Here is a 14939-nt window from a genome sequence, read left to right as displayed (position 1 = left end):
CTTACTCCTGATTCACGCGATTAAGCTTGCCCACAGCGGCAGCCATCAGAACTTCCTGGGTGGCCTGCTCGCGAGTGAATTCACCGCCGAGATGCCCTTCATGCATGACGATAATGCGATCGCTCATGCCTAATACCTCTGGCATCTCGGAAGAGACCAGAATGATGCTCAGGCCGTCGGCCTTGAACTGGTTAATCAGCTGATAGATCTCTTTCTTGGCCCCCACATCCACGCCGCGGGTTGGTTCATCGAGGATCAACACTTTCGGGCGCGTCATCAGCCCACGTGCAATCGCCACTTTCTGTTGATTACCGCCGGACAGCAGGCCAATCGCCTGCTCCATTGAGGGGGTTTTCACGTTAAAGAGGCGGATAAAATCGCTGACTGCCTGCTGTTCATCTTTGTGTTTCAGGCTGCCGCCGCTGCGGCTGAAATAACGCAGGGCGGTAAGAGACATGTTCTCTTTTACCGACATGCCGAGCACTAAGCCGTCGCGCTTACGGTCTTCAGAAATATAGACAATGCCATTCGCCAGTCCATCCTGCGGGGAGCGCGTGACGACTTCATGGCCATCAAGGGTGACATAACCGCTGGTGCGCGGCAGCGCACCGTAGAGTACTTTCATCAACTCGGTACGGCCCGCGCCCATCAACCCCGCCACGCCAAGAATTTCTCCTTTGCGCAGGGTAAAGGAGACATCGTTCACGCCCGGGCCACAGAGGTTGTCCACCTTCAGGCGGATCTCACCCGGCGCTTTGTCGAGGTGCGGGTACTGGTCTTCGAGCTTGCGTCCCACCATCATTTCGATAAGCGTGTCTTCTGTCAGCGTCGCCACTTCGCGTTCGGCAATAAACTGCCCGTCGCGGAAGACGGTAACGTCGTCGCAAATCTCGAAAATCTCTTTCATACGGTGAGAGATATAGACAATCCCACGCCCCTGCGATTTCAGCTCGCGGATGACGCGGAACAGGGATTCGGTTTCGGTATCGGTCAGGGCGTCCGTCGGCTCATCCATAATGATGACCTTCGACTCAAAGCTCAGCACCTTCGCGATCTCCACCATCTGCTGGTCGCCAATGGAAAGTTCGCCCACCAGGCGGTCGCTTTTGAAGCGCAGGTTCAGCTTCGCCAGCAGTTTATCCGCTTCGGCATACATCGTTTTCCAGTCAATTTTGCCAAACCGGTTAACAAACTCGCGGCCAAGGAAGATGTTCTCCGCAATAGTGAGCTGCGGGATCAGGTTCAGTTCCTGGTGAATAATGCCGATCCCCGCTTCCTGCGAGGCTTTTGGGCCACTGAAGGTGGTTTCTTTACCCAGCCACAAAAGTGATCCGGCATCGCGTTGATAGATACCGGTCAACACTTTCATCATGGTGGATTTGCCGGCGCCATTCTCGCCCACCAGCGCCATCACGCGTCCGGCATAAACGTTCAGCGCCGCGCCAGAAAGGGCTTTTACGCCCGGGAACGATTTATCGATCCCTTTAAGTTGCAGTAATGCGTCCATGATGGCCTCAGAAGGTGACGCCAGCACAGAGAATAATATTCGCATACGGGGAACACTCCCCGCTGCGAATCACCGCCTGACTGTCTGCGGTTTGTTGTTTGAACTGTTCGTGTGTTGTGTAACGAATTTCTATGATGTTTCCCTGGTGTTGTTGCAGTTGCTCAATGTGATTGAGCAACGTTTCGTGGAGTTGCGGATTATGTTGTTTGATTTCCGCGGCGAGAATGGCCGACTCAACCTGCATCTCCGCGGTCACCACCTCCAGTACCTGCATAAACGAGGGCACGCCCTGCGTTAACGCCATATCAATACGGGTTGTGCTGCGCGGAACCGGTAAGCCTGCATCGCAAACCACCAGCGTATCGGTATGCCCAAGACGGGAAATAACCGACGAGATTTCTGAGTTGAGAACCGTGCCTTTCTTCATTTTCTTGCTCCACTAGCGAAACGTTTCGCTAACATCAGTTTAGTCTTAAGAGTGTTCAGAAAACCACCGTGACGTAACAGATTTGTGATCAGCGTCGAAACGTTTCGCTAAGTGAAATGAGAAGTAAATTTTGGCGGGAACAGTGAGTATGAGTAGGCCGGGTAAGCGAAGCGCCACCCGGCATTTTAAGGAGCTTAAATCTCGACCTGCGTCCCCAACTCGATCACGCGGTTAGGCGGGATCTCAAACTGGTCAGGCGCACGCAGGGCGTTACGCTGCAGGATAAGGTAAAGCTTGCCGCGCAGACGCAGATACCACGGGCGTTTGCCGATAATGAGCGACTCGTGCGACATAAAGAACGATGTCTCCATCATTCGACAGCTTAAGCCTTCCAGGCCGCAGCGGTGGAAGACCTCTTCCACGTTCGGCGTTTCACGCCAGCCGTAGCTTGCCACCACGCGCCAGAAGGTTGGCGACAGTTGCTCAATCTGCACACGGCGCACGTTGTGAACATAAGGCGCATCTTCGGTGCGCAGGGTCAGCAGGATGACCCGCTCATGCAGCACTTTGTTGTGCTTGAGGTTATGCATCAAGGCGAACGGAATAACGTTCAACGCACGAGACATATACACTGCCGTACCCGGCACACGAACCGGTGGTGATTTCTCCAGCGAGGCAATCATCGCCTCCAGGGAGTTACCGTGCTCATGCATACGACGCAGCAGACGGAAGCGCTCGCTTTTCCACGTGGTCATCACAATGAACATCACCAGACCCAGCGTCAGCGGCAGCCAGCCACCGGAGACAATCTTGTCGAGGTTGGCAGAGAACAGCGGTACGTCGATGCACAGGAAGCCCACCAGAATCATCGCCACGAGGAATTTGTTCCAGTGCCAGTTTCGGTACGCCACCGTAGTGGAAAGAAGCGATGTCAGCACCATCGTCCCCGTCACCGCAATACCGTACGCTGCCGCGAGGTTGCTGGAGTGCTCAAAACTGACGATCACAATCACCACAGCGAAATAGAGCAGCCAGTTAACAAACGGGATGTAGATCTGACCCGATTCCATCTCTGAGGTATGAATAATACGCATCGGAGAGAGATAGCCCAGACGCACAGCCTGGCGCGTCAGAGAGAACACGCCGGAAATCACCGCCTGAGAGGCAATAACCGTCGCCAGCGTGGCAAGGATCAGCATCGGTACTAACGCCCACTCCGGAGCCAGCAGGAAGAACGGGTTCTTAATCGCTTCCGGGTTTTTCAGCAGCAGCGCACCCTGACCAAAGTAGTTCAGCGCCAGAGAGGGCAATACCACGATAAACCACGCCAGGCGAATAGGCAGTTTGCCGAAGTGCCCCATATCCGCATACAGCGCCTCAACACCGGTGATAGAGAGCACAACGGCGCCGAGCGCCACGAAGGACACCACTTTGTATTCGAGGAAGAAATGGACAGCCCAGTACGGGTTCAGCGCCTGAAGCACTTCCGGGTTATCAATGATACCGCGCAAGCCAAGCGCCGCCAGGATCAGGAACCAGGCGAGCATAATCGGCGCGAAGAGTTTCCCCACCAGCCCGGTACCGTGCTTCTGGATCACAAACAGCAGCGTCAGGACGATTATCGCCAGCGGAACCACCCACGTATCGAGCTGCGGCGCGATAATCTCAAGCCCCTCTATCGCCGAGAGCACCGAGATAGCAGGCGTGATGACCACTTCCCCATAGAAGAAGCTGCCGCCAATCAGGCCAATGATGACCAGTACCGACGTCATTCTGGCAGAGGTGTTGCGCCCCGCAAGGGACATCAAGGTCAGGATCCCGCCTTCACCTGCGTTATCTGCACGCATCACAAAGGAGAGATATTTAACAGAAACCACCAGGATCAGCAGCCAGAAGATGAGGGACAGGAAGCCAAATACGGCATCGCGTTCAACACCAAAGCCAAACTGGCCGGACAGACATTCACGAAGCGTATAAAGCGGGCTGGTGCCGATATCACCGTAGACAACCCCGATCGCCGCAAGCGTAATTGCGGGTAATGATTGCTTATTATCAGTGCTCATAGACTAGTCTTTTCGTTTAAATAACAAATGTGTTCCTGGTCCCTTGGTCCACAAAAAGCGCACAGTATGCCTGATTCGTTGCAAAATCGAACCCCTAAATGCAACCGCTTTAATGTAGCGCAAAGAAAATTGCGCCGCACTTCAGTCTATTACCAGCCCTGACTGAAACGTCTATACTCGCTTCAATTGGCCGCCACGACGGCGAAAGGATGCAAAAACTATTATGGCTCACTCACATTTATTAGCAGAAAGAATTTCCCGTCTCAGCAGCGCGCTGGAGAAAGGCCTTTTCGAGCGTAGCCACGCCATCCGCCTCTGTTTACTGGCGGCGTTGAGCGGTGAAAGCGTATTTCTGCTTGGGCCTCCGGGCATTGCCAAAAGCCTGATTGCCCGCCGGCTCAAATTCGCCTTCCAGAATGCGCGCGCCTTCGAATACCTGATGACCCGCTTTTCCACCCCTGAAGAAGTTTTCGGCCCACTGTCCATTCAGGCGCTGAAAGATGAGGGGCGTTATCAGCGTCTGACTGAGGGATATCTACCGGAAGCGGAGATTGTTTTTCTTGATGAGATCTGGAAAGCGGGACCGGCAATTCTGAACACCCTGCTCACGGCGATTAACGAACGCCGGTTCCGCAACGGCGCCAGTGAAGAGAAAATCCCGATGCGCCTGCTGGTGGCCGCCTCGAACGAACTTCCCGAGGCTGACAGCAGCCTTGAAGCACTGTATGACCGCATGCTGATCCGCCTGTGGCTGGACAAAGTGCAGGATAAATCGAACTTCCGCTCCATGCTGACCAGCCTGCAGGATGAAAATGAAAACCCGGTAGCCGCGTCACTGCAGGTCACGGACGAGGAGTATCAGCAGTGGCAGGTGGATATCGGCAAGATCACACTGCCGGACGCGGTTTTTGAGCTGATCTACCAGCTCCGTCAGCAGCTCGATCTCCTTCCTTCTGCACCTTATGTTTCCGACCGTCGCTGGAAAAAAGCAATCCGTCTGCTGCAGGCCAGCGCCCTGTTCAGCGGGCGCGACGCGGTTGCCCCTATCGATCTGATCCTGCTGAAAGACTGCCTCTGGCACGATGCCGAAGGGATGAATCTGATGCAGCAGCAGCTTGAAATATTGATGACCGGACACGCCTGGGGCCAGCAATCAATGCTCAACCAGCTTGGGGCGATTGCCCAACGGCGCATTCAGCTACAGCAGCAGCAAAGTGATAAAACCGCGCTGAAGGTGAACCGTCTTGGCGGCATGTTCGCCCGTAAACCGCACTACGAACTGCCCGCTGAGCTGACCAGCCCAACGCTGACGCTGCTTCTCCAGCAGCCGCTTAAACTCCATGACATGCAGGTGGTGCACATTACGCTTGAGCGTGACGCGCTGGCCCAGTGGCTTGATAAGGGTGGAGAGATCCGCGGCAAGCTCAACGGTATTGGTTTTGCACAGCCTTTGAATATGGAAGTGGACAGCAGTCAGCACCTGGTGATCCGCGATGTAAGCCTGCAGGGATCGCGCCTTGCCCTTCCTGGAAGCGCCTCTGACAGCGTGCCGGAAGAGATCAAACAGCAACTGGAGGCGCTGGATACCGAATGGCATCAGCAACATACGCGCTTTAGCGAACAGCAAAAGTGCCTCTTTATTCACAGCGACTGGTTAGGTCGCATTGAAGCCAGCCTGCAGGATGTGAGCGCGCAGATCAAACAGGCTCGTCAATGCTAACGCTGGATACACTTAACGTCATGCTGGCCGTCAGCGAAGATGGGTTGATTGAAGAGGTGATCATTACTCTTCTGGCGTCTCCTCAACTGGCGGCGTTTTTTGAAAAATTCCCGAAGCTAAAAAAAGCGATGACGGACGATCTCCCGCGCTGGCGGGACAACCTGCGACAGCGGTTTAAAGAGACCGAAGTGCCACAGGAGTTAACCGAAGAGGTGGCCTGCTATCAGCAGTGCCAGCGGCTTACTACGTCGCAGTTTATCGTTCAGATCCCGCAAACCCTGACGTTACTCGATAAAGTCCACTCCCCGTTTGCCAGCCAGGCCCGGGCGCTGGTCACCGATAACGCCACCTTTACGCCCGCGCTACACACCCTCTTTTTACAGCGCTGGCGCCTCAGCCTTGTGGTGCAGGCCACGACGCTGAACCAGCAGCTGCTGGATGAAGAGCGTGAACAATTGCTCAGCGAAGTTCAGGAACGCATGACCTTAAGCGGTCAGCTGGAGCAGGTACTGGTAGAGAATGAAAACGCCGCCGGACGTCTCTGGGATATGAGTGCAGGCCAAATCAGGCGTGGGGATTATCAGCTGATTGTCCGGTATGGTGATTTCCTGGCGCAGCAGCCCGAGCTGATGAAGCTTGCGGAACAGCTGGGTCGCTCAAGGGAGGCTAAATCGGTCCCAAAGAAGGATGCCCCAATGGAAACCTTCCGCACCCTGGTGCGGGAACCGGCCACCGTGCCCGAACAGGTAGATGGGCTCCAGCAAAGCGATGATATTTTACGTCTGCTGCCTACGGAACTGAGCACGCTCGGGATGACCGAGCTGGAATATGAGTTTTATCGTCGGCTGGTGGAAAAACAGCTTCTGACCTATCGCCTGCATGGCGAAGCCTGGCGCGAAAAAATCAGCCAGCGTCCGGTAGTCCATCAGGATTTTGATGAGCAACCGCGCGGCCCATTTATCGTTTGTGTGGATACATCCGGATCGATGGGCGGTTTCAACGAACAGTGTGCAAAAGCGTTCTGCCTGGCGCTGATGCGGGTGGCGCTCGCCGATCGACGTCGCTGCTTTATCATGCTCTTTTCCAGCGAAGTGGTGAGCTACGAACTGACGAATCAACAGGGGCTTGAGCAGGCGATCCGCTTTTTAAGCCAGCGTTTTCGCGGCGGTACCGATCTGGCCAGCTGTTTTCGCAGCATTGTGGAACGTATGCAGGGCGGCGACTGGTACGACGCTGACGCGGTGGTGATTTCTGATTTTATTGCCCAGCGGCTGCCGGATGACGTGGTGAATAAAGTGAAGGAGCTGCAACGGGTGCATCAGCACCGTTTCCACGCAGTGGCGATGTCCGCCCATGGAAAACCCGGCATCATGCGCATCTTCGATCATATCTGGCGCTTTGATACCGGGTTACGTAGCCGCCTGCTCAGACGCTGGCAGCGTTAATTACAGCAGCGAGCTGACGCTTTCGCGTACCTGCTGCGGCCAGACACCACACTGAACCTGACCAATATGCGAGAGTTGCAGCAGAAGCATGGTCAGACGGGACTGGCCGATGCCGCCACCAATGGTCTGCGGCATCTCACCGCGCAGCAGCGCCTGATGCCATTCCAGCGTGAGACGATCTTCATCACCGGTCACCGCCAGCTGGCGTTTCAGCGCATCAGCATCCACGCGGATCCCCATTGAAGAGAGCTCAAACGCATCTTCCAGCACCGGGTTCCAGACCAGAATATCGCCGTTGAGACCGGCAAATTCGCCCTCGCTCATGGTGCTCCAGTCATCATAATCCGGTGCACGAACATCATGACGTTTACCATCCGACAGCTTACCGCCGATCCCCATCAGGAAGACGGCACCCAGTTCTTTGACGATCGCACGTTCACGACCTTTAGCATCCAGATCCGGGAAACGACTCAGCAACTCCTGGCTGTGAACAAAGTGGATCGATTCCGGCAGGAACGGTGCCAGACCAAACTCTTTGCTTACGGCCGCTTCGGTCGCTTTGATCCCGGCGTAGATCGCTTCAACGGTGGATTTCAGCGTGCCGACATGGCGCTCGCCATCACCCATTACGCGCTCCCAGTCCCACTGGTCAACGTAAACGGAGTGAATGGCAGACAGGCGGTCTTCATCGGGGCGGAGGGCTTTCATGTGCGTGTAAAGCCCTTCACCCGCGCTGAAGTCGTGCTGTCCCAGGGTTTGACGCTTCCACTTCGCGAGGGAATGAACCACTTCGAACTGGGCGTCTGGCAGTGTTTTCACTTTAACCTGCACCGCTTTTTCGCATCCGGACAAGTTATCCTGCGTCCCATCACCCACGCGGCTGAGAATCGGTGCCTGAACTTCAATCAGACCCAGCTTCTCTTCCAGCTGGCGGGAAAAATGAGATTTAACGAAACTGATCTGGCGTTGTTTTGCGATATAAGCGGTTTTCATTATTTATACTCCTGCGTCCTGTTGGTGTTGATTAAGCAACAGAAAAGGCATTCAATTCAATAATCAAACAACAAAAAGCCTCATTCACTTTTGATTCGTCAAAATTTAACGCTAGAATAGAGTGATTCATTAATCTTCATAAGAAAAAGCTATGGAAAATTATCAGATCGATAATCTGGACCGCGGCATCCTGGAGGCGTTAATGGCCAATGCCCGTACCGCCTATGCCGAACTGGCGAAGCAGTTTGGCGTCAGCCCGGGGACGATTCATGTTCGTGTAGAGAAGATGAAACAGGCAGGGATCATTACCGGGGCACGTATCGATGTCAGTCCAAAACAGCTGGGTTATGACGTCTGCTGCTTTATTGGCATTATTCTTAAAAGCGCAAAAGATTATCCTTCCGCGCTGGCGAAGCTGAACGCGCTCGATGAAGTGACGGAGGCGTACTACACCACCGGCCACTACAGCATCTTTATCAAGGTGATGTGTCGATCCATCGACGCCCTCCAGCAGGTACTTATCAACAAGATCCAAACAATCGATGAAATTCAGTCCACCGAGACGTTGATCTCCCTGCAAAACCCGATCATGCGTACCATCCGCCCCTGATCGGGCAAATCCATACCCACATTTTCCACAGGTAGATCCCAACCCGTTCACAGCGTACAATGGCCCTCTCTTTATCTGAGCGAGCGATCAATGGCGGACATTACCCTTATCAGCGGCAGCACCCTTGGCGGCGCGGAATATGTAGCGGAACATCTGGCTGAGAAGCTGGAGGATGCGGGATTTTCCACACAAACGCTGCACGGGCCTTTGCTTGAAGATCTCCCGACTGATGGGGTCTGGCTGGTGATCACCTCCACGCATGGCGCAGGCGATCTTCCGGATAACCTCCAGCCTTTATATGACGAACTGCAGGAACAGCAGCCAGACCTGTCAAACGTCCGTTTTGGCGCGGTGGGTATTGGCAGTCGCGAATATGACACCTTCTGCGGTGCTATTGAGAAAGTTAAAGCGGCAGTAACCGCCTGTGGAGCAAAACAGGTGGGTGAAACGCTGAAGATCAACATCCTCGATCATGATATTCCGGAGGATCCGGCCGAGATCTGGCTGGGTGAATGGAAAAAATTACTCAAAAACGATTAAAGATCGCGCGAACAGATGTGGATAACTCTGGTTAAAAGCTCGTATTAAGCAGTAGTTATCCAAAGGACAACGGCGAAGTCGTTTTTGGCCTGTGCATAAAGTCGCGATCTGATCCCAGCTTATACGGGCCAGGATCACCGATCATTCACAGCAAACGATCCTTTCTAACTTCATGATCTTCTTTATGAGATCGGACTTATCCACAAAGGTCGTCGATCCTAATAAGAGATCACAATAGAACAGATCTCTAAATAAAAAGATCTTCTTTTTAATAGCCCAGGATCCCAATGCTTTCTCGAAAGACTAAAGTTGAGTAGAATCCACGGCCCGGGCTTCAATCCATTTTCATACCGCTTTACGCGAGGCAGACCACCATGTTTTATCAGGATCCTTTTGACGTCATTATCATTGGCGGGGGTCATGCAGGCACTGAGGCCGCAATGGCCGCAGCGCGAATGGGTCAGCAGACCCTGCTTTTGACACACAATATCGACACGCTGGGACAAATGTCCTGTAATCCGGCGATTGGCGGCATTGGGAAAGGACACCTGGTAAAAGAAGTGGATGCACTTGGCGGCCTGATGGCGAAAGCGATCGATCAGGCAGGCATCCAGTTTAGGATACTAAACGCGAGCAAAGGCCCCGCCGTACGTGCGACCCGTGCTCAGGCAGACCGCGTGCTTTACCGTCAGGCAGTGCGTACCGCCCTGGAGAATCAGCCTAACCTGATGATCTTCCAGCAGGCGGTGGAAGATCTTATTGTTGAGAACGATCGTGTCGTGGGCGCTGTCACCCAGATGGGGCTTAAATTCCGCGCGAAAGCGGTTGTCCTTACCGTTGGGACATTCCTGGACGGTAAGATCCATATCGGTCTGGATAACTACAGCGGTGGCCGTGCTGGCGATCCGCCCTCTATCCCGTTGTCACGCCGCCTGCGTGAACTGCCGCTGCGTGTGAGCCGTCTGAAAACCGGTACGCCACCCCGTATTGACGCGCGCACCATTGATTTCAGCGTGCTGGCACAACAGCACGGTGATAACCCAATGCCGGTCTTCTCGTTCATGGGCAATGCGGCACAACATCCGCAGCAGGTACCGTGCTATATCACGCATACCAACGAAAAAACCCATGACGTGATCCGCAATAACCTCGATCGCAGCCCAATGTACGCTGGCGTGATCGAAGGGATCGGCCCGCGTTACTGCCCGTCGATCGAAGACAAAGTGATGCGCTTTGCCGATCGTAACCAGCACCAGATCTTCCTGGAGCCTGAAGGGCTGACCTCCAACGAAATTTATCCGAACGGCATCTCCACCAGCCTGCCGTTCGATGTGCAGATGCAGATTGTTCGCTCAATGCAGGGGATGGAGAACGCGAAAATCGTTCGCCCTGGCTACGCCATTGAGTACGATTTCTTCGATCCACGAGACCTGAAACCGACCCTGGAGAGCAAATTCATCCACGGTCTGTTCTTCGCGGGTCAGATTAACGGCACGACCGGTTACGAAGAAGCGGCTGCGCAGGGTCTGCTGGCGGGTCTGAACGCCGCCCGCTTCTCTGCCGAGAAAGAGGGCTGGGCTCCGGCGCGCTCTCAGGCCTATCTGGGTGTGCTGGTCGACGATCTCTGCACGCTGGGTACCAAAGAGCCGTACCGTATGTTTACCTCTCGTGCGGAATATCGCCTGATGCTGCGCGAAGATAACGCCGACCTGCGTCTGACCGAAATGGGTCGTGAGCTGGGTCTGGTGGATGACGAACGCTGGGCGCGCTTCAACGAGAAGCTGGAGCGCATTGAGCAGGAACGTCAGCGCCTGAAAACGACCTGGGTCAATCCGCAGGCCGAAACCGCTGCCGAAGTGAACGCTCACTTGACTGCGCCGCTCTCCCGCGAAGCCAGTGGTGAAGACCTGCTGCGTCGTCCGGAAGTGACCTATGAGAATCTGGTGAAACTTACCGCCTTTGCTCCGGGTCTTGAAGACGCTGAAGCGGCTGAGCAGGTTGAAATCCAGGTGAAATACGAAGGTTACATCGCGCGTCAGCAGGATGAGATCGAAAAACAGCAGCGTAACGAAAACACGCTGCTGCCGGAAATGCTGGACTATCGTCAGGTGACGGGCCTTTCCAATGAGGTGATCGCTAAACTGAACGATCATAAACCCGTGTCGATTGGCCAGGCCTCCCGTATTTCCGGTGTCACGCCCGCCGCGATTTCGATTCTGCTGGTGTGGCTGAAAAAGCAGGGCATGCTGCGCCGTAGCGCGTAACATGTGTAATTCGCCCGGTGGCGCTGCGCTTACCGGGCCTACAGAACTCCGTAGGGCGGGTTAGCGAAGCGCCACCCGCCACTTAAGTCTCTCAACAGGTATTCACCGTGCTCAATAAACTCTCTCGTCTGCTGGATCAGGCAGGTATTTCGCTCACCGATCACCAGAAAAATCAGCTGGTGGCCTATGTCGATATGCTGAACAAATGGAATAAAGCGTACAACCTCACCTCCGTACGCGACCCCAACGAGATGCTGATTCGCCATATTCTCGATAGCATTGTGGTGGCGCCGTACCTGAACGGTGAGCGCTTTATCGATGTGGGCACGGGTCCTGGCCTGCCGGGTATTCCCCTGTCGATTGTCCGCCCGGAAAGCCATTTCACGCTGCTGGATAGCCTTGGCAAGCGCGTGCGTTTTTTGCGCCAGGTACAGCATGAGCTGAAGCTTGAGAACATCACGCCAGTACAAAGCAGGGTAGAGGAGTTCCCGGCAGAGCCACCGTTTGACGGTGTCATCAGCCGTGCCTTCGCTTCGCTTAATGACATGGTGAGCTGGTGTAAGCACTTACCGGCAGAGAATGGCCGTTTTTATGCGCTGAAAGGTCAGTTGCCTGGCGAGGAAATTGAACAGCTTCCGGAGGGTTTTGTGGTCGAATCCATTGAGAAGTTACAGATCCCTCAGCTCGAAGGTGAACGTCATCTGGTGATAATTAAGCCAAACAATTTTTAAAAAATTAATAAAAAATGTGGAATTTGTGCTGTTCTGTCCGTGTTAAAAAACAGCACAACACAGCGGATTTTGCCGGAGATAATTTAACCTTGTTTTTACTAAGGGTTTTCTAACGGTTAACTTCATGACCATTGTTCACCCTGAAGATAATCAACCACGAAAATATCAGCCTGCTAAAAGTGGAAAGCAGCAACCAGAATGCAATGTTAAATATTTATTAAGAATGTCAATAAAAGGTTTTTATTGTATACGGGGCTGTTTTGAAAATAGTTGCGACATTTTGTCTTTAATTTCAGAAAGATGAAATAAGGCGATTTACGTGTTTGATAAATACAACCTTATCGCAAATGTGTGTTTTGTGATCTCGTGCACGCTTTGTAGCCAACGTTTTCGCGCTGTTTGCAGTTTTGGCCGAAGGTCGGGGCTTTCATCAAAAGTTAAAAAATAGCGGTGGGGAAAAATATTTAAACATTTATTCACCTTTTCGCTACTTAATGTTTGAAATCACGGGTGCGCACCGTATAATTTGACCGCTTTTTGATGCTTGACTCTGAGCCTTAAAGGACGTTTTATACGACACGCGGCATACCTCGAAGGGAGCAGGAGTAAAAACGTGATGTCTGTGTCGCTCTTGAGTAGAAACGTTGCTCGTAAGCTTCTGTTCATTCAGTTTCTGGCTGTGATAGCAAGTGGACTGCTGTTTAGCCTCAAAGACCCCTTCTGGGGCATCTCCGCCGTGTGCGGGGGTTTGGCGGTGGTTCTGCCAAACGTGTTGTTTATGATTTTTGCCTGGCGTCATCAGGCGCATACACCCGCCAAAGGCCGCGTGGCCTGGTCCTTCGCCCTCGGCGAAGTGTGTAAGGTGTTGCTGACCTTTGCTCTACTGGTGATGGCGCTGGCGGTTTTGAAAGTGGTATTCATGCCGCTGATAGCTACGTGGGTTTTGGTGCTGGTGGTACAAGTTCTGGCTCCAGCTGTAATCAATAACAAAGGGTAAAAGGCATCATGGCTTCAGAAAATATGACGCCGCAGGATTACATAGGTCACCATCTGAATAACCTTCAGCTGGACCTGCGTACATTCTCGCTGGTGGATCCGCATAACCCCCCGGCCACCTTCTGGACGATCAACATCGACTCCATGTTCTTCTCGGTGGTTTTGGGTCTTCTGTTCCTGGCCATGTTCCGCGGTGTTGCTAAAAGAGCGACCAGCGGTGTTCCAGGGAAATTCCAGACGTTCATCGAAATGATCATTGGCTTCGTCCATGGCAGCGTGAAAGACATGTACCATGGTAAGAGCAAGCTGATTGCTCCGCTGGCCCTGACCGTGTTCGTTTGGGTGTTCCTGATGAACCTGATGGACCTTCTGCCTATCGATTTCCTGCCGTGGATTGGCGAGCATGTCTTCGGTCTGCCTGCTCTGCGCGTGGTTCCGTCTGCTGACGTGAACATCACCCTGTCGATGGCGCTGGGCGTGTTTATCCTGATTCTTTTCTACAGCATCAAAATGAAAGGCGTAAGCGGCTTTGTGAAAGAGCTTACCTTGCAGCCGTTCAACCACTGGGCGTTTATTCCGGTCAACCTGATCCTGGAAGGCGTTAGCCTGCTGTCCAAACCTGTTTCACTGGGTCTGCGACTGTTCGGCAACATGTATGCGGGTGAGCTGATTTTCATTCTGATCGCGGGTCTTCTGCCGTGGTGGTCACAGTGGGTTCTGAATGTGCCGTGGGCCATTTTCCACATCCTGATCATTACGCTGCAAGCCTTTATCTTCATGGTTCTGACGATCGTCTATCTGTCGATGGCGTCTGAAGAGCACTGATTTTTTACCAACACTACTACGTTTTAATTGAAACAAACTGGAGACTGTCATGGAAAACCTGAATATGGATCTGCTGTACATGGCTGCCGCTGTGATGATGGGTCTGGCGGCTATCGGTGCTGCGATCGGTATCGGCATCCTCGGGGGCAAATTCCTGGAAGGCGCTGCGCGTCAACCTGATCTGATTCCTCTGCTGCGTACTCAGTTCTTTATCGTTATGGGTCTGGTGGATGCTATCCCAATGATCGCTGTAGGTCTGGGTCTGTACGTGATGTTTGCTGTCGCGTAGTAGTTGTTTTAAAACCCCAAGCCACAGAAATTTAAGAGGTATTGTGCTGTGAACATGAACGCAACAATCCTCGGCCAGGCCATCGCGTTTATTATCTTTGTCTGGTTCTGCATGAAGTATGTATGGCCGCCTTTAATGGCTGCCATCGAAAAACGTCAGAAAGAAATTGCTGACGGTCTGGCTTCTGCAGAACGCGCAAAGAAAGATTTGGACCTTGCACAGGCCAACGCGACAGACCAGCTGAAAAAAGCGAAAGCGGAAGCTCAGGTAATCATTGAACAGGCTAACAAACGCCGTTCTCAGATCCTGGACGAAGCCAAAGCTGAAGCAGAACAGGAACGTACTAAGATCGTGACACAGGCTCAGGCTGAAATTGAAGCTGAGCGTAAACGTGCTCGTGAAGAACTGCGTAAGCAGGTTGCGATTCTGGCTGTTGCTGGCGCCGAGAAGATCATCGAACGTTCCGTGGATGAAGCTGCTAACAGCGACATCGTGGACAAACTTGTCGCTGAACTGTAAGGAGGGAGGG

Annotated in this window: 14 protein-coding genes; 10 read left to right on the top strand and 4 right to left on the bottom strand. The window is 53.3% G+C overall.

Translation table 11 applies throughout. The annotated features are described in order from the left end of the window. Window position 1: 1 nt before the first annotated feature. The 3 genes from rbsA to kup all read right to left on the bottom strand — a co-directional run bounded on the left by rbsA (window position 2) and on the right by kup (window position 3997). Window positions 2-1507, bottom strand: a complete 1506-nt coding sequence (gene rbsA / locus NQ842_RS01000; protein ID WP_014833818.1) for a ribose ABC transporter ATP-binding protein RbsA — start codon at window positions 1505-1507, stop codon at window positions 2-4. Window positions 1508-1514: 7 nt separating this feature from the next. Next, a complete protein-coding gene (gene rbsD / locus NQ842_RS00995) occupies window positions 1515-1934 on the bottom strand; it encodes a D-ribose pyranase (protein ID WP_257256424.1) in 420 nt (139 codons plus the stop codon). 194 nt (window positions 1935-2128) lie between these two features. Next, a complete protein-coding gene (gene kup / locus NQ842_RS00990; RefSeq protein WP_014833820.1) occupies window positions 2129-3997 on the bottom strand; it encodes a low affinity potassium transporter Kup in 1869 nt (622 codons plus the stop codon). Between the two features lie 223 nt (window positions 3998-4220). On the opposite strand from kup, the gene ravA reads away from it, so the two are divergent. Next, window positions 4221-5717, top strand: a complete 1497-nt coding sequence (gene ravA / locus NQ842_RS00985; protein WP_047360515.1) for an ATPase RavA — start codon at window positions 4221-4223, stop codon at window positions 5715-5717. Beyond that, window positions 5711-7162, top strand: a complete 1452-nt coding sequence (gene viaA / locus NQ842_RS00980) for an ATPase RavA stimulator ViaA (protein WP_257256423.1) — start codon at window positions 5711-5713, stop codon at window positions 7160-7162. Before ravA ends, viaA begins: the two co-directional genes overlap by 7 nt. Here the strand turns inward: viaA and asnA are convergent, their stop codons facing one another. Beyond that, the gene (gene asnA / locus NQ842_RS00975) at window positions 7163-8155 is read right to left on the bottom strand and encodes an aspartate--ammonia ligase (protein WP_257256422.1); all 993 of its coding nucleotides are present in this window, start codon (window positions 8153-8155) and stop codon (window positions 7163-7165) included. Window positions 8156-8306: 151 nt separating this feature from the next. Here asnA and asnC point away from each other — a divergent pair, with 151 nt between their 5' ends. From asnC to atpF, 8 genes are all read left to right on the top strand, one after another. Next, on the top strand, window positions 8307-8765 hold the full coding sequence (gene asnC / locus NQ842_RS00970; RefSeq protein ID WP_008500198.1) for a transcriptional regulator AsnC: 459 nt from the start codon (window positions 8307-8309) through the stop codon (window positions 8763-8765). A 90-nt stretch (window positions 8766-8855) separates the two neighbouring features. Beyond that, on the top strand, window positions 8856-9305 hold the full coding sequence (gene mioC, locus NQ842_RS00965; RefSeq protein WP_257256421.1) for an FMN-binding protein MioC: 450 nt from the start codon (window positions 8856-8858) through the stop codon (window positions 9303-9305). Window positions 9306-9679: 374 nt separating this feature from the next. Beyond that, window positions 9680-11569, top strand: coding sequence for a tRNA uridine-5-carboxymethylaminomethyl(34) synthesis enzyme MnmG (mnmG, locus tag NQ842_RS00960; protein WP_046888855.1), 1890 nt, complete (start codon window positions 9680-9682; stop codon window positions 11567-11569). Window positions 11570-11676: 107 nt separating this feature from the next. Continuing rightward, entirely contained in the window at window positions 11677-12300 is a 624-nt protein-coding gene (gene rsmG / locus NQ842_RS00955; protein ID WP_046888854.1) for a 16S rRNA (guanine(527)-N(7))-methyltransferase RsmG, read from the top strand. A gap of 616 nt (window positions 12301-12916) precedes the next feature. Further along, entirely contained in the window at window positions 12917-13297 is a 381-nt protein-coding gene (gene atpI / locus NQ842_RS00950; RefSeq protein ID WP_008500194.1) for a F0F1 ATP synthase subunit I, read from the top strand. Window positions 13298-13305: 8 nt separating this feature from the next. Continuing rightward, window positions 13306-14121, top strand: coding sequence for a F0F1 ATP synthase subunit A (gene atpB / locus NQ842_RS00945; RefSeq protein WP_045285346.1), 816 nt, complete (start codon window positions 13306-13308; stop codon window positions 14119-14121). Between the two features lie 49 nt (window positions 14122-14170). Continuing rightward, window positions 14171-14410 carry a F0F1 ATP synthase subunit C gene (gene atpE, locus NQ842_RS00940; RefSeq protein ID WP_000429386.1) on the top strand — a complete coding sequence of 80 codons (240 nt, stop codon included), beginning with the start codon at window positions 14171-14173 and terminating at the stop codon, window positions 14408-14410. A gap of 48 nt (window positions 14411-14458) precedes the next feature. Continuing rightward, the gene (gene atpF, locus NQ842_RS00935; RefSeq protein WP_013099406.1) at window positions 14459-14929 is read left to right on the top strand and encodes a F0F1 ATP synthase subunit B; all 471 of its coding nucleotides are present in this window, start codon (window positions 14459-14461) and stop codon (window positions 14927-14929) included. Window positions 14930-14939 lie beyond the last annotated feature (10 nt).

The sequence above is a fragment of the Enterobacter cloacae complex sp. R_G8 genome (assembly GCF_024599795.1).
Classification (GTDB): Bacteria; Pseudomonadota; Gammaproteobacteria; order Enterobacterales; family Enterobacteriaceae; genus Enterobacter; species Enterobacter dissolvens.
The sequence above is the reverse complement of the archived record's forward strand: the minus strand, read 5'-3'. Positions and strand labels throughout refer to the sequence as shown.